Here is a 22,554-nt window from a genome sequence, read left to right on the forward strand (position 1 = left end):
TTTTTCCTAACTTTATTTCAACTTACGCTCTACGTGATTTGCAAGAGGGGGGAAGTTTTCTCAATGACGTCCCAATTCATGCCGCGCGCTTTCAGTCTGGCGAGAAACGGGATCGGATCGATCAGCTCTGGAGGTATGCAGCCTGTCATCGAAAGCAGTCCCTCTGCCATCATGTCAACGGCAACGACAGGCGGGATGCCGGTTTGCCAAATCGTTGCCTGAAATTCGGTTTTTTGGAAAACCTCGTCATGATTGGCGATCGTGTAGACGTAAACTTCTTTTCGCTTGTTATCTTTTCTGCCCTTGACGAGCGCGCCGACGCTGGAGTAGCCGTGGATTTTGCCTGCCAGGTCTACTGGTTTGGGCATCGTCGTTACGACCACGTCGCGCGGGGCAACGCGCACTCCTTTTACTTCAATCTCTTCATCGCTGTCCAGCCCAAGATAGCGCAACACTTTCAAGGTGTTGACGAAATCGGGGTGCAGGGCGTATTTGAAGTCGACGTATTTGCAGCCTTTTGCCCGTCCAATCGTCTCGCCGAGCGTAGTGGCTTCTTCATGCTCCACGTTGTAGCAGTCCAGCCAGCCGATCGGCTCCGGAAATTCAAATTCTTCTTTGTTGGCAAAAGGTGTCGGGAAATACTGTTCGCCTTTTGCCGCAGTCCAGAAGTTGGGCTTTGCCAGACATTCCTGTATGGCTGTCTGCGGGCTGAAATAGGAGCAGAAGCCGTCGTAATCCACTACCGAATTATCTCCATCCCGGATGAGAATGGCGTCTACTTCATCGAGCGAATCTACAGCGTATCGTGCGGCGATGTTCGAAAAACCGGGGTCGCACCCGAGCCCCATGATTCCCAAAATACCTGCTTTCCGAAAACGGTCGTTCCAGGACAGTTGCTGCTGCAGCCATTGCGGGCCGCAAGAAGCCGTATCAATATAATGAGTTCGTGTGTGAAGGCAAGCCTGCATCACCGCCAGGTTGTTTTCTGGCAAGCCGATGTGCAGCAAAAGGTCGATGTCGCCCAAAATGGATTGGACGCTGGACACGTCGCGGGCATCCACACATTTTACCTGGATTTCCACATTCGTCTCCCGGCGCAGCTCCTGGGCCAGTTCTTCTGCCGGGCCGATGGCTATATCGGCCAGGACAAGCTTGGTGACAAAACGGGATTTGATCAACTCGCACGCGCTTACTTGTCCGACTCCACCTACTCCTAAGATTGCGACTCGCATAGAGTCCTCCTCCCTGGTGACAAATCTGCTATCTTCGCATTCGAAACAGCCATTTTTGCAAAAATAACGAAATGGACGATGAACGGCGGACTCCCGCCAGGGCATCATCGATCGGCTCGCGGGGACGCAAGGAAAGCACCATGAGAAACCTCCTTTTTCGTTTTGATTGTTCACCAAACGATTGAAAAAGCAAGGTGAATAGTACATGTATATGAAGCATTCCTCACGTCCCATGCGCGACAGTGAATATCGAAGCGCAATTCTTTTTCGGGGATGGGACTTGTCTTTCCAGCAAACAGCTACGCCTCGGTTTTTCCTCTCTGCGGGTTGCGAAAAGTGTTGACCGCAAGCGGTTGTATCCACTTTCATGAAAAAGTCGAGGTGCACTCGTCAAGCAGAGTTGTCTTGATAATAAAGCGAATTTCTCTAATAATAACGGTGTAAACCAACGAAGCATTCCGCATCGTGAGTGTACGGAAGGATGGAAACACACATGGAACCGATGAGCTTTGTTCTTTTTGGCGCGACAGGAGACTTGGCAAAACGCAAAATTTATCCGGCCTTGTTTAATTTATACGTAGATGACAAACTTCCCGGCAGCTTTTCTATTGTCGGTGTGGGCAGGCGAGCTTGGTCTGGTCAGGAGTTTGTTCGCAGCGTGGAGCAGTCGATCCGGGAGTTTTCCCGGCGAGATGCGATTGATCAGGCACAGCTTGAACGATTTTTGGCAGCCTTTTCTTATGCGGCTGTCGATGTGACGAAAGCAGAAGCTTACACGCCACTGCTGGAACGGGTCAAGCAGCGCGAGGACGAATGCAAGCTTCCGCAAAATCGGATGTTTTATTTGTCGGTTGCCCCTGAGTATTTCGAGGTGATTGCTGCCAATATCCAGACGAGCGGACTCGGCTCTGTTGCCGGCTGGAAGCGCCTGATCATCGAAAAGCCGTTCGGACGCGATCTGCAATCGGCGGAAGACTTGAATGAGAAGCTGGCCAAAGCGTTTTCCGAAGAAGAAATTTACCGGATCGACCATTATTTGGGCAAAGCGATGGTGCAAAATTTGGAGGCGTTGGAGTTTGCCAATCCCGTTTTCGCCGCTCTCTGGAACAATCGTCACATTGCAAACGTACAGATCACAGCGAGCGAAACGGTCGGGGTAGAAGAGCGGGCTGGTTTTTACGAACAGGCTGGGGCGCTGCGTGACATGTTGCAAAATCATATGCTGCAAATGCTGATGATGGTTGCCATGCACATCCCCAAGCGGATTACGGCGCAAGACATTCGCGCGCAGAAACGTAAAGTAATGGAAGCAGTGCGGCCGCTGGCGCTTGAAGAAGTGGCGAAAAACATCGTGCGGGGGCAGTATCGCGCAGGAAGCATGGGGGAAGTTCCGGTGGCAGGCTACCGGGAAGAGCCGGGAGTATCGCCGACCTCGATGACGGAGACGTATATCGCAGCCAGAGTCTGGATTGACGACCCGTTTTGGAGCGGAGTGCCCTTTTACATTCGCACAGGGAAACGGATGAAGGAAAAGTCGACGCGAATCGTCATTGAGTTCAAAAACCCGCTGGAGCAGCTGTATCGGGAGCAACAGGAAAAGACAGCGCCGAATTTGTTGATCATTCATGTGAATCCACAGGAAGGAATCGCTTTGCAGCTGAATAGTAAGAATCCGGCCAATAGCGGAAAGATTGAGCCTGTGACCGTTGATTTCAGTTCCGGGCAGAAGGACGTCCCAGAGGCTTATGAACGCCTCTTGTTCGATGCGCTGCGTGGAGACTCGACCTATTTTGCCCATTGGAATGAAGTGCGCCTGTCGTGGAAATGGGTAGAGCCAATCTTGACGGCTTTTGAGCGCAATCTCGTACCGCTTGTCTCGTATGAAGCGGGAACATACGGGCCGGATGCAGCGAAACAATTGCTGCAAGCGGAAGGATTTTCCTGGTGGTTGGATGAAGTAGAAGAGAGGGAGCCGGAGCCGATGCATCGGTAATGGCTGACTGTACACCTCGGCTTATGCGAGTGTCTTGCTCATTTCGGGTTGAGACTGGCTCAAGCCAGGGGTGAGTCAAGTGAAAAAGAAGGGGGAAGCGATTCATGCGTTTTGGCGTAATCGGCACCAACTGGATTACAGATGAGTTCATCCAGGCAGGTTTGACCGTCGAAGGCTTTTCTCTTCAGGCGGTCTATTCGCGGACGAGCGAACGCGCCCAGGAATTTGCTGAAAAATACCAAGCCCCTTTTGTATACACGGATATAAAAGAGATGGCATCGAGCGGAACCATCGATGCTATCTACATCGCAAGCCCCAATTGCTTTCATGCGGAACAGGCGATCCTGTGCATGGACATGGGGCTGCATGTGTTGTGCGAAAAGCCGTTTGCTTCTAACGCGGCAGAAGTCGAAGCCATGCTTGCGGCAGCGAAAAGAAATGATGTGCTGCTCATGGAAGCCGTCAAATCGACCCTCGTGCCCAATTTTTCTACAGTCCGGGATCATTTGCCCAAGCTCGGCACCATTCGCCGATATATCGCAAGCAACTGCCAGTATTCCTCCCGCTACGATGCCTACCGACAGGGCCAGGTTATGCGAGCTTTTGATCCCGCCTATTCCAACGGAGCGTTGCTGGACATCGGGATTTACTGTCTCTATCCTGCGATTGTGCTGTTTGGCAAGCCAGAACAGGTCAAGGCGGAAGGCGTTCTACTGCAATCAGGGGTAGATGGCGAGGGCAGCATGCTGTTGAAGTACGAAAATATGGATGCCGTCATCAGCTTTTCCAAGATCACGACTTCGTACCAGCCTGCGGAGATTCAGGGGGAGGACGCGACGATGGTGATCGATAAAATCAACCATCTCACGCGTATCGAGATTCGCTACCGCGACGGGAGGGTCGAGGATGTGACCAGGCCCCAGACGCCCAAAACGATGCATTATGAGATCAGAGAGTTCATTCGCTTGGCTGAGGCAGGCTTGAGAGAGTCAGAGACAAATTCACATACAGCTTCCCGCTGGACCATGGAGGTCATGGACGAAGCGCGAAGACAAATCGGTGTTGTGTACCCTGCTGATTTGCCGCGTTGAAGGAAGGGAACAGCTAAATCATAAAAAAGCAGGAAGACAAGGGGGGGCGAAAACGCGATGAGAATGTTCGATGTGACGGCACCAATCTTTGAAGGCATGACGGTGTACAAGAACAAGCCGGAAAAGCAACCGAAAATACAGACGGTTACGAATGGGTACGTAACCGAGTCCAGAATCGATATGGATGTGCACTCTGGCACCCACGTAGATGCGCCGCTGCACATGGTGAACGATGGAGAGACATTTGAGAGCATCTCGCTGGAAAAACTGGTCGGGAACTGCCGTGTGCTTGACTTGACGCACGTTGAGGACCAGATTGGCCGGGCTGAGCTGGAAAAGTTTGATATCGCCCCGGGAGAGTTTCTCCTGTTTCAAACGAAAAATTCGCAAGACGACGCCTTTTCGTTTGAATTTGTTTATTTGGCGCACGATGGCGCTGCTTATTTGGCTGAAAAAGGCGTACGGGGAATTGGCACGGATGCTTTGGGGATTGAACGGAGCCAAGAGGGGCATCCGACGCATAAAACGCTGTTTGCCGCAGGTATCGTCGTGATCGAAGGGCTGCGTCTGCGCGATGTGCCACCGGGCCTCTACTTTATGGTGGCTGCTCCGCTGAAGCTTGTAGGAACAGATGCGGCTCCTGCGCGGGTGCTGCTGTTTGAAGGCTGGCAAGAAGGATAAATAGAGAGAAGCCGAGGAGGACATGAGCATGCTGATCCGCCCAAACCGGGAGGAGTACCAAGATTATTTTGCTACCTACGTCAGTCAAGTGCCAGAAGGTGATCTGCTGACGATTCTCGAACAACAGGCAGCACAGACAGGGGAGATGTTCGCCGGATTGACAGGGGAACAAATCGATTATCGCTACGCTCCGGGCAAATGGACGGTAAAAGAAGTGCTGGGCCATATCATCGATACCGAGCGAATCATGAGCTATCGCTTGCTGAGAATCGCCAGAGGGGATCAGACTGAGCTGGCGGGGTTCGATGAAAATACGTATGTAGCAGAAGGCTTCTATCAGGAGCGCAGTCTGACGGATTTGCTCGCAGAATACAACGCTGTGCGACAGTCGACGCTGGCCCAACTGCGGGGGATTGCTGCCGAGGCGTGGACGAGAACGGGCACAGCAAATGGCAATAAGCTGTCGGCACGCACATTGGCCTATATTATCGCCGGACACGAGGCGCACCACTGTAGAATTTTGCGGGAACGGTATTCGCTGTAAGCCGGGAGAAGCCCGCTGTTTCGCTTTCTGTGTGTCGCTTTTCGTTACTCGTTTTTCGCTTTCCAGCTGTCGCTGCGTGTTCCTCGCTATCTTTTCGCTGCCGCTCGCAACTCGCCCTCCCTATCTCGGCAATGGTAGGGTACAATAACAGTAGTGATTTTTCCAATTTCATATGTGGGAACAGGTTCCTTGAGGTATATCGCCGCAAGGATAATAGGGAAGCTCGGTGCAAATCCGACACGGTCCCGCCACTGTAAGAGGGGAGTTTTGCGCATACAGGCCACTTGTCCAGACTTGGATGGGGAAGGCAGCGCCAGACGATGATCCCAAAGTCAGGAGACCTGCCTGTTTCGACGACACTGATGGACCTACGGGAGATAGGGAGGTGTTAGAGGACTCGCCATGACAGCAGGGGGACGAATACGTTTCTCTTTGCTTGCGCATTTTCTAACGATCGTATCGGTCGTCGGAAAATGCTTTTTTTGTTTGGGGGATTGGTGTGGTCTGTCGAAGGGGGCAACTTGTCTCGAAATTGATGCGATTAATCGAGGCGCTGGAGTAGCTTCGCGATAGAAGCGGCTAAAATCGAAAGAGCTGAGCTGAAGCTGCCTCTCGCTTGCAGCGGTTCGTCGAATGGACCAGGGCGTCTCGCGGTTGATCTACCTGTCAAAGAGGCTACGATGACTCGCGATTAAATTCAACTTGACTAGATCTTGTACGAATGTGAGGGATCGCAAGCTTGCGAACCGGAGCCTTTTTAAGGATATCGTTGCCAGATTGTCGCCGTGAAAAAGGAGGGAGTGGCGTGGTTCAGCTTTTCATATGTCCATGGTGCGGCTATGTTGAAGAAAAAGAGGTGCCAGAGGAAAGCGAAGCAGGAATCGTTACGTGCGCTTGCTGCAACATGGCAGAAGTGGAAAGTGTGTTTGCGCGTGGAAACGGCTGCTTTGCTGAGGGGGTTGCCGTTCTGTCTTCCTGCTTGCGAGTCTTGTCAGCAAACAAAAAGAATTGTGTTGACGAATGCATTGGAATTTCTTAGAATAGGCTCAATAGCAAATCATAGTTCTTATCCAGAGAGGTGGAGGGTCTGGCCCGATGAAGCCCGGCAACCGTTGCTTTTGCGACAAGGTGCCAATTCCTGCGGGACGTTTCGTCTCGATAGATAAGAAGCGGGTGCCTCGTAGCAGTCAAGACGAACCTTCTTCTTAGCGGAGAAGGTTTTTTGATGTATGAAAAAGTGGGAACGAGGCAAACATTTGCCCAATTTCAAAGACAAGAGAGAACTGACATCTAGCAAAGAACAAAAATTCATAGTTTTCTTTATCTAGAGAGGTGGAGGGACTGGCCCGATGAAGCCCGGCAACCGTTACGCAGTTTGTGACAAGGTGCCAATTCCTGCAGGACGAAAATCGTTCTGGGAGATAAGGAGAAGGACCTTGATGCCAAACCTTCTTCTTAGCAAGAAGGTTTTTCTTATTTTTCCAAAACATGACATGAGGTGGTAATAATGAGCGCAGGTGTAATCAAAGTAGGATTGCTGGGATTGGGAACAGTAGGGGGCGGCGTCATCAAAACGATTCGCTCGCAACAGGAGAAGCTGGCGCAGCGGTTGGGCAAACGGATCGAGATTGTCAAAGCATTGGTTCGCGATTCGGAAAAAGAACGGGCGGTTCAGGTTGATCCTGCGCTTTTGACTACCGATTTTGAGGATGTGCTAAAAAGCGATGTGGACATTGTCGTGGAGGTAATGGGCGGTGTCGAGCCTACGTATGATTACGTGCGTGCCCTGATTGAAAAAGGCTGCCATGTGGTAACGGCGAACAAAGAGCTGCTCGCCAAACGCGGCCCTGAGCTTGTCGATCTGGCTAACCAGCATCAGGTGCATCTGGCTTATGAAGCGAGCGTAGCTGGCGGGATTCCGATTTTGAGTGTGCTGCGGCAGTTTTTGCGCACAAATGACATCCAAGGAGTTCGCGGTATTCTCAACGGGACGACGAACTTCATCTTGACGAAAATGGAGGCGGAACAGCTCTCTTATCAGGAAGTGCTGAAGCAGGCGCAGGAGCTGGGCTATGCGGAAGCTGATCCGCGTTCGGATGTGGAAGGTTTCGATGCCATGTACAAATTGTACATTCTCGCGCAGCTTGTGTACGGGGAGTCGTTGCCGCTTGCGGATGTCGTGCGTAAAGGAATCGCCGATTTGTCTGCCGGACACATCCGGATCGCAAGCGAGCTGGGTTACCGGATCAAGCTGATTGCCCAGGCACAAAAAGCCGAGCAAGGCATCCGCCTATCGGTTCAGCCGACTGTGCTGCCCATTGCCCATCCGTTGGCGCAAATCCAGGATGCGTTCAATGCGGTGCAGCTCTCCGGGAACATCGTGGGCGACCTGTTGTTTACGGGCCGGGGTGCAGGCGAACTGCCGACCGCAAGCGCTGTCGTTGAAGATTTGGCTTACTTGTTGACCCAGCCATTTACGCCGCATCCTGTTTGGACAGAAAAAAATGCCGCGGCTCAGTTGGAGCAAGGGCAAGACGAACGGGTGCTGTGTTATTTGGAAGGCTCGTGTATCGCCGCCACACCTGATCGCGTGCTGCATTTCTTGCGGGAGGCTGGCGTGAACGTGACGAAATTGAAGGTGCAATTCGACTTGGGCGGTGTGCTGCGCGCGGGCTTGATCGTTACAGGTATTCGCGCAGAGCATGAGCAAGTGCTGAAAAGTGACTTCGGACTTTCCGTGCGCTGCTTCCCGCTGATCGAATCGGCATAGCTCGCAGTCTGTCTAGATCAGCGCTGATCCTTTCTACTTGCTTTTTTTATCCGAGAGCTGTTGATCGGTATCTGAAGGCCCGTTTTTCTGATTGCCGGGGAAGACGACTTTTTCCCATTTGGTCATGAAATAACTGCAGAGTATAATAAGGCCGATCGCCGATACGGTGATAATCAATCCGGTCATATGTGCCGCCTCCTTTTCGCTGGAAAAAGTGGTTCTACTATGGTCTACGAAAGCAATATGGAAAAGTTTCGCCAAAAAAGGCAACGGGCACGCCTCATTTATCATGAGCGTGCCTGTACGTGACCATCGGCTTCAATCTGAACGTTTTCCGACAGTGATTCGATTCGTTGCAGAAGCGCTGCCCCATCCGTGTCATTCATCGGTACCGCTCGTCCCAGCTCGGCATGGAACGGGAGCATCGTCAGTTCACAGGAAGCGTCTTTTGTGCAGCTTGCTTGCAGTACCATCGTCTGCCACGTTTTTGGCTCCGTCGAGCGGGTGAAAATGAAATTGCCCAAACTGTAGGCAATCCACTTGCCGTTGTAGCGTTCAAAGCCTTGCAGGACGTGAGGATGACCACCGACGATCAAGTCTGCTCCTGCGTCAATGTAAGCTTTGGCCAATTCTTTTTGGTGATCGACGGGAAAGTCTTCCCGTTCCTTGCCCCAATGGGCGATCACGACGACGAGATCAGCGTGTGCCTTTGCTTGTTGAATCGCTTGGACGGCTTTGGCGGAATCATAGGAGCCAGCCAGTCCAGGCTGTTTCTCCGTGGCGAACCAGCTGACTTCGGGAATGACCCGGCTGAATCCGAGCAAGGCGAGCTTGATGCCGTTTCGCTCCACCACGACGGGAGTGAAGGCTTCCACAGAGTCTTTGCCGCCGCCGAGGTAAGCGATCCCGTTTTTGGCAAGCGCGTCAAACGTGTCGAGCAATCCGGCCACGCCCTGATCCATCGAATGGTTGTTTGCCAGGTTGACCGCATCGATCCCTGCTGCTTTCATCGCAGGCGCAGCCAAAGGAGAGGACTTGTAAACGTATTGTTTGTTGTCGGCAGGCGTGCCTTTTGTGGTAAGTGGCGTCTCCAGATTGGCTATGGTAAAGTCATCCTGCAAAAACAGGGAACGGACGTGCGTGAACGGGTAGTCGTAGCCTTTTTCGAGCAACGTTTTTTCCACATTTCCGGACATCATCACATCTCCGACGAAGGTCAGCCGGACAGTCGGCTCGTGGGCAACAGCCGGAGGTGGTGCGGAATCGTGTTCAGGGGAGGCGGAATGGCTTCCCAGCTTGTCGAAAGCGAAGTAAATCCCTGAGCAAAGGATGACGAGCAGACTGAACAAGAGCGTTTGCTTCGCCATCCTTTGCCACTTCTTTTGTCGTTGTTTTCGCCGGATGTGCTTTAGGCTTTGCTGCGTCTGATTCATTATGCTCCTTTCAACGGTAACGAAAAATGGGTGAATTTGTTATTATAGAGCTAATACGAAAAGGGGCGAAAAAAGATGCAGCTTTCCTTCGATCATCTGGTTCATTTCGTGCACCGTCCCCCTGGAGAGGCTGCCCGGCTTTTTCAGGAAGCAGGCTTTCACGCTGTCGCGGGCGGACGTCATACCCATTGGGGAACATGGAACAGTCTCAGCTACTTGGGACTATCTTATGTGGAGTTTTTGGCGGTGGAGGAGGCAGCTGTCGCCAAGCAATCCGACAATCCGCTCATCCGGCAACTGGTCTGGGAGGCGAATCGCGGTGAGGGACTTGGGCAAATTGCCCTGCGCACTCGGCAAATGGACGCGTGGGTAGAGCGATTTCAGTCACTTGGTCTCAAAGTGACAGGGCCGGTAGCGGGCAGCCGCACGCGAGACGACGGGAAGATTTTGCAGTGGCGCATGCTGTTTGCCGAAGACCCGCACAGTGCGAGACAAATGCCGTTTCTGATTGAATGGAGCGAGACAGACGAGGAGCGCAAAGCCGATTTGACACAGCGCGGCATCATCGCTCCGCATCCAAATGGCGCGACGGAGCTGCAAGCGGTTGGTTATGCTGTTTCCGATCTGGAAGCGGCAGCAGCGGATTGGACGCGGTGGTTCGGCTTGCCGAGCCAAGCAGTGTTCGACGATGAGCAAATGGGCGCTCGTTGCCTGACGCTTGCTTTACCTGGCGGAAATATCGTGCTGTGTGAACCGCAGCAGGATGGATCGGCCAAGCGGATGCTGCAATCGCGCGGAGAGCGTCCTTTTTTTGCAAGAGTAGGCGCGGCAAAAGCGCTTCACGAATCGCACTCCATTTGTGGCGGGACGTACCTGATTTGAATTTGCTAGAAAGTAACGAGGGGCAAAGCAAGAAAATGGCGCAAAGGAGGCGAGCTTGTGACATCACCCAAGCATTCTTTGTCCGCTGCGGCGATTATCGTCAATGATCGCAACGAAGTGCTGCTGATCAAAGGACCGAGACGGGGCTGGGAAATGCCCGGCGGAAAGGTGGAGCAAGGGGAGTCCATCCGCGAAGCAGCGATCAGGGAAACGAAGGAAGAATGCGGCTTGGACATTGAAGTGACGAAATTTTGCGGCGTGTTTCAAAATGTCAGCAAGTCGATCTGCAACGCCCTGTTTCTCGCCAGACCGATCGGCGGAAAACTAATCACAACGCCTGAGTGTCTGGAGTCGGGCTTCTTTCCGATCGAGGAAGCTTTGCAAAAGGTGACCTGGAGCAATTTCAGACAGCGCATCTCTTTATGTTTGCAGGAGGAAAAGCATCCGTTTTACGTGGAGTTTTAGGGCAAACGGGCAAGTGTAGGTCGTAGTGAAAAGAGCGGGCGAAATCAATCAGCAGGCAAAAAGCTGTCCGAACAGGGACGGCTTTTTTGTTTTGAGAAAAAAGTGAGTGTGTTTGCTCATTCACGGCGGGCCTTAGAGCTTTTTGCAACTGATTAGCCACATCGTTGAGTTTTTCCAAACGCACTTGACTGAATAACTGAATCATAGAAAAAAGAGCAACCCGTTCCCTTTGCGAAAAAAGGAATCAGGTTGCTCTTTCTTTTCTGCGACATCAACATCGCCGGCGATCAATGCGTTCCGAACGTCTTTTTCGTCAATTGGCGGTACATGTACAGCATGGCAATGCGCCACGGAACCAGCATGCCGAACGCCAGCAGGAAGAACAAGCCGCCTGTCTGGATCGGGGTGAAGCTGTCGTTGATCACCAGCTTGATAATCAGCCGGATGATCAGGAGTCCTGCCAAAATAAAGAAGAACGCACGGGAACGTTTGAGGTAAACGTCTTGACCGATGATCTCAAAGCGCGAAGTCATAATCAAGGGAATGGAGAAAATCAATCCGGTTACAAACGCCGCCAGATCGTACATCGGTGGCAGCGCCGCTTCCGGAAAGAAAAACATGGCAAAGCCAGTAGCCATGAAGAACGGCGGCAGGATAATGCTTTTTGCAGACACAGGCTTTTTTTGCCGGCGCATGCGCAAAAAGATGACCGCGGTTGCCATCACCAGCGGCACCAAAATGCCAAAGGATGAAGAAGTGAGTATCTGCATGGAAAAAACGCCTCCATAGACTTTCAACAATTTTTCAATGTTGTCTTGTCTAGTTTACACCAAATTGAGACGTATGGGGAAGCCGCAGACAGCGAAGCGGCATTTTTGCTAAGCCGCCGCTTCGTCGCTGGCCCGGACATCGAGCTTGTGTTTTTTGCTGTAGAGGAGCGTCAAGAGGCCGGACAAGAGCGTCAGCGAGCCGATAAACAGCAGGTAGCCGGTGATGCCGAGCAGGTCGAGACCGACCCCGGTAATCCCCAGCGCGAGCAGAAAACAGCCGCGGTCGAGCATGCTTTTGAAGGAAAAAAACCGTCCTTGCTGGTGGGCTGGCAAGCGCTTCTGAAAGATCGTCGCAATGACAGGAAAAAAGAAGGCGACGACCAAGCCAAACACGGAAAAGGAAGACAGCACCATCGCTTTGTTGTCTGCCATGGACATTCCGAATTGGGAAAGCGCGAAGAAAAACAGCATGAGCGTAGAGGCAGCGACCAGATTTTTGCCGCCGATCCACCGTTTGGCGAGCAGTCCGCCGATCAAAATGCTCGTGCCCTCGACCGCGTAAATCCAGCCCATGAGCTGCGGCTCGTTTTGCATCTCGCTTAGGTTGAGGATCATCAGATTGAGTCCGCCCAAAAACAACGTAATCAAACCGTTGTTGATCAATCCGACAAACAAGGCAGGGTCTTTGCGGGCAATCATCAGCACTTCGCGGAACTCCACTTTTTCCTTCATATTCCGCGAGGTAACGGGCGGAATCCGCAAAAACAAGGTGACGACCGCCAAAATCGCGTAGGCAATGATCGAGCAAATGTACAGCATGGGCAATTCCATGGAGACGACGAGCACACCCCCGAGAGCCGTTCCGCCAATGCGTGACAAGGTGGAAATATTCAAGTACGCACTGTTCGCTTTCAAAAGCTCATCTTTGCTCAAGATGGCAGGCAAGGAGGCTTGCACGGTCGGGAAGTAAAACGCCGCAGACACTTGCATGACGATCAGGGAGACGATCATCCAGAGAATGGAATCGTACGCGAGAGCGGGAAACATGAACACAGGGCTTAAAGTCCGGGCCATGCTGGCAAAGAGCATCACTTTTCCCTTGTCGTACATATCGATGACGACGCCCGCTTTCGGAGCCAACAGGATGCTTGCGATCAGACCGCTCATCAAAATCAGACCCTTCACGGTTTCGGAAGGGATCAGGCTCTGCATGAACGCCAGATTGGCAATGATGGAAATCCACATGCCTGCACCTGCGACAATCTCCCCTGTCATCAGCAAAAGAAAGGTTCGGTTGCGCCACAACATGAGAGCCACTCCATATCTTTTTGGTTTTTGACAAAAAAATGAACCGATCGAGTTTTTCAAAACGGTAAAACCCAGTATAGCATCTGCCCAAATATTTGTATATTTATTGACGCTGTATGTATGCTTCCTAGCAATAACGGGCAAATTACTGGAACAATGAGCGGCGATTACGCAAAAAAGGAGCTAATCGGCATGGCGCGAAAACGTACGCTGCTTCTGTTGATCGGGTATGGATTTGCTGCCACGCTTGCCATCTTTTACGGACTGGTAGAGCGGCACAGCTTGTTTGTTACGTTTGTTGCCTTCCATCTGGTCGTATGCGTGGGAATCCCGCTGCTGCACGGCTGGTGGGAGAAAAGTTTGCAGGAAAATTGGCAGTTGGCGTGGGGCCGGTTCGAAAAGCGGGGAGCGCTGTTTGGAATCGCGCTGGGCGTGCTGTTTTTTACGGGGATTCAGGCTGGATTGTGGTTGCTTTTGCAAGCGGAGGGCTTGCCTGCTGCTGTGCGGGCGGGTTTGGAATCGTGGGGGTTGAGCCGCAAATGGATCGGCTGGTTTGCCCTATACCTCGTGTTCGTGAACTCGTTGCTGGAAGAATTGTTTTGGCGAGGCTTTGTCCTGCAACGGATGCTTCGTTCGCTTTCCCGTGCCGTCTCCGTGCTTTTGACCAGCTTTTTTTATACGCTCTATCATCTGATTGTCACGACAGCCTTGTTTGGCTTGTGGCGGGGCTTGCTGCTGACCAGCGCAGTATACGTGGCCGGGGTTATTTGGGGCTGGCTGAAAGGGCTGTTCCCATCGATATATCCTACCTGGTTCAGTCATTTGCTCGCAGATTTGGGGCTGGCTTTGGCGGTTGTTTTGTGGATTTACTAGCGGGAAGATAAGGGAAAGGAGAGAAAGCCATGCTGGCGCCACACGAAGAAGTCCAGCTGCGCAAGCATCTGCTGGGCATCCTGCGGCAAAAGAATGAGCACGTCCAGCTTTACTTCGATACATATGGATTCACGCCAACAGGACCATTGCTCGCTTATTTGCGCTCGATCAAAGGGTGGGAAAATATTCGCCGCTCCGATCTGTGGCAAGTCGTGGACAATGACCCGCAGCGGCAAATTGACTGGGATGGCGGCGTTTTGATTCGCGCCACCTACGGCTTTGCTTCAAGCCCAGTCCAGGCAGCAGGCCGACTCACAGAGGTGGAGCCACCAGCGCGTCTGTACTACGGCACGCACGAAAAGCTTGTTCGGCAAGTGCTCACGGGCGGACTTTTGCCCATCGCTAGTGACTTTGTGCAGCTTGCGCTCGCGATCGAAGAGATCGGGATGCCGGAAGACACGCTCTCTGTGCTGACCGTGCAGGCGGCAGAGGCGAGGGCAACCGGCATCCGATTTTTCAAAGGGAGCGGAGCATTTTTGTACAGCGATGCGATTCCAGCCGCTTTTGTAACAGAAGAAGCGTATTAGTCCGCCGGATTGATCTGCTTTCCTTGGCGCAGTTGCAGTTGCCGCTCTCGTTCTGCAAGCACGTCGCTGCGGTCGCGCAACGTATGCTTGTTCAGCAAAAACGGATCGCTCATGTCGCTGTCGCGGTGCTCAGGCTGATTTTGCCGGGCACAGGCCGCTTTGTACGCGGAAATCAGTTCTGCGGCCTGCATCGGCAAGGTAAGGCTGCGGTATGGCATGCCTTTTTGAATCTCATCCAGGCGCTCTGCCAGCAATCGCTGCAGGGCCATGCTGTCCAAGCCAAGGCGCTCGATCTCTTCATGGTGTTCTTTGACCAACGCGTGGGCGCTTGTGAGCATCTTGCCAGCGCCATTCAGGTTGCCGCGTCTGTGATGATACAGGCCCACGGCAATTTGGATCAGGCCGACCCACACAGGCTGGCGCTTTTCTGCTGGAGCACTCTTCCAATATTCTTCGAGAATCTCGTGACACTCGAAGTAGTCGCGTTCGACATGAAACTGAACCAGGTAGTCCAGATACGGCTCAGGATACATGGTGGACTTCACCTCGCTCTTTTTTGGGAAAAACGTCTCGATGTTTTTTCGCGAAAGCGGGTGCGCCGCTTGCGGTCAGTCAAACGATCAAGAGCGTTTTGTTTTCAACCGTTTCGTTATGTACTATTATAATGCATAGAGAAGAGAAATCGAGGTGTGAAACATTTTATGACAAGAGATGAACTCATGGCCGTCCTGGAAAAAAAGCGGATGACGGAAATTATCGAATTGATTGAGGATGCCGAGCAAGGCGATCTGGAAGAGCTGGAATTGGTGGAAAGCCTGGGACTGTTGATGGATCAGGAGCTGAACAAAGAAGTGATCAGTCTTCTGGAAAGCCTCGGGGTCACCATCATCTATTTGAGTGGCGATGAAGAAGATGAGGACGAAGCGGACGAAGACGACGAGAACTAAAAAGGAACCAACCTGGCTGTTTCAGCAAGGTTGGTTTTTTGATCGTGAGCGTGGGACTAGCGCCTACTTTTGGGTCCATACCCGGTTTTTGTTGCGTGTAGCGGGAAACTTTTGCCCTCTGTCCAGCTCGATGATCATCGGGTCTTGCACGCTGGCGCCAGTCTCCCCGATTTCCATGTACACGCCATTTTTCGGCGATTTGTCGCCTTCACGAAAACGGCTTTGTTCTCCCATCAGGGCACCTTCTTTCTCGTGATGTGTGATCAGCCTTAGTATTGCCGCGAAGGAACGGATCATGCCGACGGCTTCTATTGACGTTCGATTCGCAATTCATATACGATGTTTTCAATGATGGATGAAGAGGTGAATTCATGCTACGCCTGACCCTGCAAAAGGATTCGAATGTTTCGTACCACGAACAGATCTACCAACAAATTGCCTCCTCGATTCGCAGCGGAGAACTTCCGCCGAATGAACAGTTGCCGACAGTAAGGGAGCTTGCTGCGCAGCTGAAGGTCAATTACAACACGGTCCGCAGCGTTTATCTCCGCTTGCAGCAGGAAGGTATGGTGGACTCGCGACAGGGGCGAGGGACCATCGTCAGCAACATCGTCAACGATCCACTATTGACCCGCAATCCGGCGCATCTCGCCTTGCTGGCCAAAGAGACATTGCACAAAGTAAAGGCGATGGGGTACTCGATGGATGAGTTTACCCGCGTCCTCTCTTGTGTGATGCAGGAAATCAACCAGTTTCCCGTTTTGTTTCTGCGCTTCACCGAGCTGGAGCTTGCCGAATATTTGCGTCTGGTGCAATACCATCTTCCGAGTGTCATGCTGGAAGGGCGAACCTTCGAGGATTTTTCCCAGCGAGTCGAGCAGGACCCGAGCTTTTTGCAACAATACAAAGCGATTGTGACGCATCCTTCCGTGAATTTGCGCGCGAAGCATCGGCTGCCGCGCGAAGCCCCGCCAGTCGTCAGTCTCGACTTTATACCCGACCCGACAACGGTAATTCCCGCCATGGAAGCGTACCCCCGGCATACAAAAGTGGGGCTGGTCTGTGCTACCATTCGCGGGGCGGCAGGAATGATCAATGATTTGTACAATGCGGGCATTACCCATCTGGACATTCGCACGATCGAAGCGAATCATCCCGATGTGTTCGAGCTGATTACAAACTGCGATGTCGTGTATATTTCGAAGCCTGGCTATATGGTCAGGCCGCATTTGCTGACTTTGCCAAAAGTGAAGGAATACCAGGAAATTCCCGATCATCACGGAATCAACGAGCTGCGAAAAATTGTCACGCAATGATCGATTCATCCCCGCACTTATTCACTGGCCGCCTGCCAGAGCTTTTTTCTTCATACACATAGACAAAACCCCGCCGGCAGATGCTCTGTCGGCTTTGTTGTGCCAGGCAGGACACCCGCTGATTTTGGCTCAACAATAGACAAGTGTACCATGCCAATGCACCTTCACCTACATACCTTGTAGATGTAACGATCAGGAGGGGGTGAGGTTCATGGGTTGCGGATGCAGAAAGTCTCATTGCAAGTGCTACTACAAGAAGTGCTGCAAGAAGAAATACTACAAAAAACATTGCTACTACAAGCCTTACTACAAAATGGAATGTAAAACAGGTCGCGGTGGCTGCGGTCACCATCACCACCACGGTGAAAGCTGTGGACATGGCGGCGATTTTGGGTCCTCTTGGGGTGGACACAGTCACGGTGGCAAATATTAATAGCGAGGGAAGCGCCTTTTGGGCGCTTTTTTCGTTTTTTCGCAAGTTTCAAGCGAAGATATCGTACACTTACAGTAACGGGAATGGAATGGGGGAGAAAACGATGAATCATTTGAGCGGAAAAGACGAGCGAATGTGGGCCATGATTGTGCATCTGTCTGCTCTGGCAGGCTTTTTGATCCCTTTTGGCAATGTGCTGGGGCCGCTGGTTATTTGGCTGGTCAAGCGGGAAGAGGGCGAGTTTTTTCAAGAGCATGGGAAGGAAGCGCTCAATTTTGGCATCTCGATTACGATTTATGCCGCGATTTCCGGCTTGTTGCTGATTGTCTTTATCGGCGCGATCTTATTGACCGCCTTGTTCATTTTCTGGATCGTCTTCGTTGTCATCGCCGCCGTCCGGGCAAACGAGGGCAAATCGTACCGCTATCCGCTGACGCTGCGCTTTGTGAAATGAAGAGCAAAACGAGGGAACCGTTCCGTTGAGGGGCGGTTTTTTCGTAATTTTCTCGCAAAAAAGGCAGGGTGAATGACCATTCATCGCGAAAATAGGGGAGAAAGCAAGCGGAGCGTTTTCCTTGCGTTCGCACCACAACCACAAGAGCATTTCGCTCAATTTGCGGACAGAGGAAGGATTGCGCAAGCTACAGCGTCAAGGCGTTATTCCGGAAGCGTCCCAATAGAAAGGAGAAGTGAGAAGAATGGAACACACAGGACAGGCAGAAAGCCTTTTGGTGAAAAAAGAAGCGGGAGTCTGCACGATTACGCTCAATCGCCCGCATGTGCTGAATGCGCTGACAGTGGAGATGTTTTCCTTGCTGCAACAGGCGATTGCGGAGGCGGCGGATGATTCGGAGGTGGAAGTGCTCATTCTGCGGGGAGCGGGCGGTCATTTTTGCTCGGGAGCCGATTTGACCGTATTGACATCGCTGAGCGAGAAAAGCGAGGCAGATGACGCGCTTTCGGTGATCAACGATTTCATCACCCGGTTGAATCAGATGCCCAAGCCAGTCATTGCGGTCGTGGAAGGGGTAGCAGTCGGAGCGGGGCTGAACTTGGCGCTGCACGCGGATTTTGTCATCGCGGCGACAGATGCGGTCTTGCAAGAACCGTTTGTACAGATCGGACTGACGACGGACTTCGGCGGCACCTATTTGTTGCCACGGCTCGTCGGAACAGCTTGGGCGAAACGTCTTGCGTTGCTTGGCGAAAAAATTTCCGGGCAAACAGCCGAACAGATCGGTCTGATTTATCGAGCTGTGGAGCCTGCGCGGATCGAGCAGGAAGTGGAAGCACTGGTGTCCATGGTGCGCCGCTTGCCAAGCCAGGCTTACGCAGTTACGAAGGAAGGGCTGGGACGGTGCCAGTTTAACGGCCTGGAGTACGCGCTTGCCTGGGAAAAACAGCAGCAGCCGTCCTTGATTGCCCATCCCGAGTTTCAGTCGCTCGTTCGTGCCAAAAGGAAGCGGACGTAAGCTTTATTTTGGCAACGGGATTTTCAATTCGTGAATGCGCTGCTCTGATTCGGCGCTTTCTTCAAACAGGACGAGGACAGGCTCCTTCAGCTTGGAGGCGTCGAGGTTCAGGTTGATGCTGAACGTACCCCATGCTGGCCCACCCTGACTGGCGGTAACAAAACTGTCGGCCAATGTGGCGTCTCCATCTGTCACGACAAAGCGGACGGTCGCCTCGAATACGCGTGCTTCGCCTTTTACTGTGTATTGGCCCGCTCCCGTTTTCGTCACCGATATGTTGCGAAAGGACTCGTTCTCGTATTTGCCGCCTGATTCGCCAGCAGGTTGCTCCAGGGCAGTCGCAGACGCAAACAGCGGGGAGGCGGTCATACCGACGGACGCGGCAGCCAGCAAGGACAAGACGAGAAGCTTTTGGGGAAAACGCATGATATCCCTTCCTTTTCCAGAAGTATGTGTCGTTTTTAAGATGGCGACCTGCCAGGTGTTTTATTCTGGAAAAGCAACGGTCCCAAAGGAAACAGCTTTGGCTGTCAAAGGCCAAAGCTTTTTTCGCTTGCTAGGAGCCTGTCCGAAAAATCGGCAAAGTTTCGTATGTTTGTCCCAGGACGTTTTTATGAGCGCCGCCCAGATAGCCGTCGATCACGCTTGCATAAATGCTGCGAAAATGGCGATAAATCCGGGCGAAGTATTCGATTTCGTCGGCACTTGGCGCAGGCTTGTAAAAGGCGCGCAATACTTTTTCCGTCACAAAAACGGCCGTACGGGGATGAGCAAGCAGCAACTCGACAAGGGAGGCGAGCGATTCGAAGCTGCGGGGAGCCGGATCAGCAGTCACGAGCTGTTTGATCTCCGCTTGCAGGCCGGCTCCGCCCGTGTAGCTGCCAAATCCGGCTTTGTCGTACAGCCGCTTCACATTCTCATCCATACACAATCCTCACTCCTTTTCGCCTGATGGGTCCAAGCTTACAAAAAGGTGTGGGAAAAGAATGGGAAACGAAAGGAAAGAAAATCCGTTGAGCGTGGAATGATTCTGTGGTAAAGTAGTTGTATCAAGATCCTGCGATGTACGTAAGGCCGTAAATGTTTCTAACCTTATACGTGTTTTTCGGGAGACGAAAATTTGTGATGGATGTCAGGCCCACCTCCCTTTTGGGGATGCATGGGAAGGCTGAAGGGCAGACCAGTCACCCACCTGTGTGAGCGCAGGTTATAGAAACATGAGGTCAACGGCAAAGCGGGGACTTGAAAGCATGTAAAAGCAAAGATTTGCCGATAGCATGAAAAAACCACTTGGAGATTTCCAGGTGGTTTTTCTATGTCTTCTGTTGTCGACGAAACGATTTTCGCAGCATGGCGATCAATGAGTCGTTCTGTTTTGTTTGCCGGAACCGTGTCCCTGGCCTTGGTTTTGTCTGCGGCTCGACGAATCTTGTCCGTCTTGCTGATCGTTGTTGTTGACAATCGTCAAGCTTTGCTCCAGGGATTGAGAATCTTGAGCGTCCTGAAGGATTTGGTACATTTGCAGGAAGTTTGCTTTCTGGCCTTCGGGTATGCCTTTAATGCGCACGGTCAGTTCCTGTGGCCCGCCTTGCTGCCCTTGACCTTGCCCCTGCCCCTGGCTTTGCCCGCCCTGGCCGCTAGTGGAGCTTCCTTCCCCGGAGCTGGGCTGTTCGTCCAGAAAGCTGAGGAACATGGAGTCGCTATCTTGAAAATCCTGTCCACCGCCGCTTTGCGAATGCTGGTCGCCGCCACCGTTTTGTCCGCCACCACCGCCGCTGCCGCCTTGTCCACCGTTTTGCTGCTCAAACAATACGCTGAATTCGTTTAGATCAGTCTGGATGATGCCAATGACGTTCATCCTGATCCTCCTTCCAAAGTTGAAACCACGAAGATATGCTTCTTTGCTCTTAGTATGAGCTTAGCGGGTTTCGCTATGCGTGGAGGAAGCGTTCGCTTTCAACTGGCGGACGAGGGCTTCGTCCGGTGTGACGTACAAGGTGCGCTGTTGCTCGTAAATGACAAAGCCCGGCTTGGCGCCGCTCGGTTTTTTGACGTGCTTGATCAAGGTGTAGTCGACAGGAATTTGGCTGCCTTCTTTGGCGCGACTGAAATAGGCGGCCAGATTTGCCGCTTCCAGCAACGTTTGCTCGGAGTATTCCCGGGAGCGGATGACGACGTGAGAGCCGGGAATGTCCTTCGTATGCAGCCATGTCTCATGCGAAGCGGCCAGCTTGTTCGTCAAAAATTCGTTTTGCTTGTTGTTTTTTCCGACCAAAATTTCCGTTCCGTCTGTGGACACGTACGTTTCCAGCTCAGGGCGCGTATCTTTTTTCTTGCGCGGCCCGCGCTTTTTCCGATCGCGCATGTAGCCTTGCTCGACAAGCTCGTCGCGAATTTCTTCGGCTTCCTTTAGGCTGGCGTGCCCAAGCTGAACCAAAAGGCCGTCCAGGTAAAGAATTTCCGCTTTGGCCTGCTCGATTTGTTCACTGACGATTTGCAGGCTGTTTTTTGCCTTGTTGTAGCGCTTGTAGTACGCTTGCAGATTTTCGGACGGCGTCTTCAGCGGATCGAGCGGAATCGTGATGGTTCCGCCCGCTTCGTCGTACCAGTTGACCGTGACCAGCTCGGTGTCGCCGCGCTTCATTTGATGCATGTTGGCGGTAATCAGCTCGCCGAACAGGCGGAATTGGTCGGCGTCGTGCGCCTCCTGCAACGTTTGCTCCAGCTTTTCGATTTTCTTTTCATTTTTGTTGCGTTCACCAGTCACGAAGCGAATCAAGTCGTGGGCGCGCTGCTTGACCGTATCGCGCAGAGCTTTGCCTTCGTAGTACGCCTGCAAGCATGTCTGCACGGATGGGTACGGCGTTGTCGTGCCCGAGGCGAGGTGCGTCAGCTCGATTACGTGGAAGTAGGCTTTGCCAGCGTGTTCCACGATGGAAGGAGCGTATGCGTGCGCCTTGACTGCTTCCATGACCGCAGAAAAAGCTTCCCACAGCGTTTCCCGATTTGCCAGCTTCGCTCTGTGCACGATCTCTTTTGCCAAAAGCGGGCTGATTCCCGTATAGCCGTCGACGATCTGCTTGTCCAGGCGTCCGCTGTTCCAATCGATGGAGGAAATGAACTCTTGCTCGGTCGCAGCCAACGGGTCGCGCTTGTCTTGGCTCGGCGGGGAGACGTACGTCCTGCCGGGTGTGACCTGTCTGTACTGGCTGATCGCCAAGGTGACGTGCATCGCGCTGTCCAGAATCGTCCCGGTAGCCGGATCGATGAGAATGATGTTGCTGTGCTTGCCCATGATTTCCATGATAATGCGGCGGGTCGCCGTATCTCCCAGCTCGTCGCGGGTGCGGACGTCGATGTGGATGATCCGTTCCATGCCGATCTGCTCGATGGACTCGATTACGCCGCCTTCGCAATGCTTCCGCAGCAGCATGCAAAACATCGGGGCTTCCAGCGGATTTGTAAATTCTTCTGTCGTAATGTGAATCCGCGGGTACGTCGGGTTTGCCGAGAGCAGGAGCTTGACCGTTTCCCCAGGTGTCCGCACCTGCATGACAATATCGCTATGATGCGGTTGATGAATTTTGGAAATGCGTCCGCCGATACATTTATGTAATTCCCGTGTCAAGGCACGGGTCACTACGCCGTCAAATGCCACTATAGCTCACCTCTATCCTAAAAAATGCCGAGAAGGAAAAACGAATGGAGAAAATGTTTGCCAGTCACAGTGTAGCATAAAGCGGGAGAGGGAGGAATC

The 22,554-nt window shown here is 52.5% G+C and carries 24 protein-coding genes, 1 other RNA gene and 3 riboswitches; of the genes, 14 read left to right on the forward strand and 11 right to left on the reverse strand.

What is annotated here, in order from left to right:
* Positions 1-29: 29 nt before the first annotated feature.
* Positions 30-1,232 carry a saccharopine dehydrogenase family protein gene (locus M2298_RS08480; RefSeq protein ID WP_122965055.1) on the reverse strand — a complete coding sequence of 401 codons (1,203 nt, stop codon included), beginning with the start codon at positions 1,230-1,232 and terminating at the stop codon, positions 30-32.
* Between the two features lie 493 nt (positions 1,233-1,725).
* Between M2298_RS08480 and zwf the strand changes: the two genes are divergently transcribed.
* The 5 genes from zwf to M2298_RS08505 all read left to right on the forward strand — a co-directional run bounded on the left by zwf (position 1,726) and on the right by M2298_RS08505 (position 8,311).
* On the forward strand, positions 1,726-3,225 hold the full coding sequence (gene zwf, locus M2298_RS08485) for a glucose-6-phosphate dehydrogenase (RefSeq protein WP_173600207.1): 1,500 nt from the start codon (positions 1,726-1,728) through the stop codon (positions 3,223-3,225).
* Between the two features lie 104 nt (positions 3,226-3,329).
* Complete coding sequence (locus M2298_RS08490) at positions 3,330-4,316, forward strand: Gfo/Idh/MocA family protein (protein WP_274874062.1); 987 nt, start codon at positions 3,330-3,332, stop codon at positions 4,314-4,316.
* A 57-nt stretch (positions 4,317-4,373) separates the two neighbouring features.
* Positions 4,374-4,997: a cyclase family protein gene (locus M2298_RS08495; RefSeq protein WP_122965058.1), complete on the forward strand. Its 624-nt coding sequence runs from the start codon at positions 4,374-4,376 to the stop codon at positions 4,995-4,997.
* 28 nt (positions 4,998-5,025) lie between these two features.
* A complete protein-coding gene (locus M2298_RS08500; RefSeq protein ID WP_173600204.1) occupies positions 5,026-5,541 on the forward strand; it encodes a DinB family protein in 516 nt (171 codons plus the stop codon).
* Between the two features lie 165 nt (positions 5,542-5,706).
* Positions 5,707-5,904, forward strand: a riboswitch (cobalamin riboswitch).
* A gap of 700 nt (positions 5,905-6,604) precedes the next feature.
* A riboswitch (SAM riboswitch) is annotated at positions 6,605-6,710 on the forward strand.
* Between the two features lie 148 nt (positions 6,711-6,858).
* Positions 6,859-6,969, forward strand: a riboswitch (SAM riboswitch).
* A 79-nt stretch (positions 6,970-7,048) separates the two neighbouring features.
* Complete coding sequence (locus M2298_RS08505) at positions 7,049-8,311, forward strand: homoserine dehydrogenase (protein WP_173598028.1); 1,263 nt, start codon at positions 7,049-7,051, stop codon at positions 8,309-8,311.
* 33 nt (positions 8,312-8,344) lie between these two features.
* Here the strand turns inward: M2298_RS08505 and M2298_RS08510 are convergent, their stop codons facing one another.
* Positions 8,345-8,497 (reverse strand): hypothetical protein, encoded by a 153-nt coding sequence (locus M2298_RS08510; RefSeq protein ID WP_217021478.1) that lies wholly within the window; start codon positions 8,495-8,497, stop codon positions 8,345-8,347.
* 101 nt (positions 8,498-8,598) lie between these two features.
* Positions 8,599-9,744 carry a CapA family protein gene (locus tag M2298_RS08515; protein ID WP_173599653.1) on the reverse strand — a complete coding sequence of 382 codons (1,146 nt, stop codon included), beginning with the start codon at positions 9,742-9,744 and terminating at the stop codon, positions 8,599-8,601.
* A 75-nt stretch (positions 9,745-9,819) separates the two neighbouring features.
* On the opposite strand from M2298_RS08515, the gene M2298_RS08520 reads away from it, so the two are divergent.
* Positions 9,820-10,626 carry a VOC family protein gene (locus tag M2298_RS08520; protein WP_122965063.1) on the forward strand — a complete coding sequence of 269 codons (807 nt, stop codon included), beginning with the start codon at positions 9,820-9,822 and terminating at the stop codon, positions 10,624-10,626.
* A 57-nt stretch (positions 10,627-10,683) separates the two neighbouring features.
* Positions 10,684-11,091, forward strand: coding sequence for an NUDIX hydrolase (locus tag M2298_RS08525; RefSeq protein ID WP_122965064.1), 408 nt, complete (start codon positions 10,684-10,686; stop codon positions 11,089-11,091).
* Between the two features lie 287 nt (positions 11,092-11,378).
* On the opposite strand, the gene M2298_RS08530 is transcribed toward M2298_RS08525, so the two are convergent.
* Positions 11,379-11,861: a CcdC family protein gene (locus M2298_RS08530; RefSeq protein WP_063229897.1), complete on the reverse strand. Its 483-nt coding sequence runs from the start codon at positions 11,859-11,861 to the stop codon at positions 11,379-11,381.
* Between the two features lie 108 nt (positions 11,862-11,969).
* Positions 11,970-13,169, reverse strand: coding sequence for an MFS transporter (locus M2298_RS08535; protein WP_122965065.1), 1,200 nt, complete (start codon positions 13,167-13,169; stop codon positions 11,970-11,972).
* A 192-nt stretch (positions 13,170-13,361) separates the two neighbouring features.
* On the opposite strand from M2298_RS08535, the gene M2298_RS08540 reads away from it, so the two are divergent.
* Positions 13,362-14,042 carry a CPBP family intramembrane glutamic endopeptidase gene (locus tag M2298_RS08540; protein WP_173599654.1) on the forward strand — a complete coding sequence of 227 codons (681 nt, stop codon included), beginning with the start codon at positions 13,362-13,364 and terminating at the stop codon, positions 14,040-14,042.
* Positions 14,043-14,071: 29 nt separating this feature from the next.
* Positions 14,072-14,629, forward strand: coding sequence for an RNA 2'-phosphotransferase (locus tag M2298_RS08545; protein ID WP_217021469.1), 558 nt, complete (start codon positions 14,072-14,074; stop codon positions 14,627-14,629).
* Here M2298_RS08545 and M2298_RS08550 read toward each other — a convergent pair.
* Positions 14,626-15,162 (reverse strand): DUF309 domain-containing protein, encoded by a 537-nt coding sequence (locus M2298_RS08550; RefSeq protein ID WP_173598031.1) that lies wholly within the window; start codon positions 15,160-15,162, stop codon positions 14,626-14,628. The genes M2298_RS08545 and M2298_RS08550 overlap by 4 nt on opposite strands.
* Before the next feature lie 168 nt (positions 15,163-15,330).
* Here M2298_RS08550 and M2298_RS08555 point away from each other — a divergent pair, with 168 nt between their 5' ends.
* Positions 15,331-15,576 carry a hypothetical protein gene (locus M2298_RS08555; protein ID WP_122965473.1) on the forward strand — a complete coding sequence of 82 codons (246 nt, stop codon included), beginning with the start codon at positions 15,331-15,333 and terminating at the stop codon, positions 15,574-15,576.
* 63 nt (positions 15,577-15,639) lie between these two features.
* On the opposite strand, the gene M2298_RS08560 is transcribed toward M2298_RS08555, so the two are convergent.
* Entirely contained in the window at positions 15,640-15,810 is a 171-nt protein-coding gene (locus tag M2298_RS08560; protein WP_083955748.1) for a YjzC family protein, read from the reverse strand.
* Between the two features lie 137 nt (positions 15,811-15,947).
* Between M2298_RS08560 and M2298_RS08565 the strand changes: the two genes are divergently transcribed.
* From M2298_RS08565 to M2298_RS08575, 3 genes are all read left to right on the forward strand, one after another.
* Positions 15,948-16,892, forward strand: coding sequence for a GntR family transcriptional regulator (locus M2298_RS08565; protein ID WP_122965069.1), 945 nt, complete (start codon positions 15,948-15,950; stop codon positions 16,890-16,892).
* A 536-nt stretch (positions 16,893-17,428) separates the two neighbouring features.
* On the forward strand, positions 17,429-17,779 hold the full coding sequence (locus M2298_RS08570; protein ID WP_122965474.1) for a DUF4870 domain-containing protein: 351 nt from the start codon (positions 17,429-17,431) through the stop codon (positions 17,777-17,779).
* 244 nt (positions 17,780-18,023) lie between these two features.
* A complete protein-coding gene (locus M2298_RS08575) occupies positions 18,024-18,797 on the forward strand; it encodes an enoyl-CoA hydratase/isomerase family protein (protein ID WP_122965070.1) in 774 nt (257 codons plus the stop codon).
* A 3-nt stretch (positions 18,798-18,800) separates the two neighbouring features.
* Here the strand turns inward: M2298_RS08575 and M2298_RS08580 are convergent, their stop codons facing one another.
* Both M2298_RS08580 and M2298_RS08585 read right to left on the reverse strand, forming a co-directional pair.
* Positions 18,801-19,223: a Gmad2 immunoglobulin-like domain-containing protein gene (locus M2298_RS08580; RefSeq protein ID WP_280648436.1), complete on the reverse strand. Its 423-nt coding sequence runs from the start codon at positions 19,221-19,223 to the stop codon at positions 18,801-18,803.
* A gap of 130 nt (positions 19,224-19,353) precedes the next feature.
* A complete protein-coding gene (locus tag M2298_RS08585; protein WP_122965072.1) occupies positions 19,354-19,722 on the reverse strand; it encodes a hypothetical protein in 369 nt (122 codons plus the stop codon).
* A 126-nt stretch (positions 19,723-19,848) separates the two neighbouring features.
* Between M2298_RS08585 and ssrS the strand changes: the two genes are divergently transcribed.
* Positions 19,849-20,042: non-coding RNA, 6S RNA (ssrS, locus tag M2298_RS08590), on the forward strand.
* Between the two features lie 112 nt (positions 20,043-20,154).
* Here ssrS and M2298_RS08595 read toward each other — a convergent pair.
* Both M2298_RS08595 and M2298_RS08600 read right to left on the reverse strand, forming a co-directional pair.
* Positions 20,155-20,655 carry a hypothetical protein gene (locus tag M2298_RS08595; protein ID WP_122965073.1) on the reverse strand — a complete coding sequence of 167 codons (501 nt, stop codon included), beginning with the start codon at positions 20,653-20,655 and terminating at the stop codon, positions 20,155-20,157.
* Between the two features lie 60 nt (positions 20,656-20,715).
* Positions 20,716-22,455, reverse strand: coding sequence for an Rqc2 family fibronectin-binding protein (locus M2298_RS08600; protein WP_280648437.1), 1,740 nt, complete (start codon positions 22,453-22,455; stop codon positions 20,716-20,718).
* Positions 22,456-22,554 lie beyond the last annotated feature (99 nt).

The organism is Brevibacillus sp. 1238 (assembly GCF_029892995.1).
Lineage (GTDB): Bacteria > Bacillota > Bacilli > Brevibacillales > Brevibacillaceae > Brevibacillus > Brevibacillus parabrevis.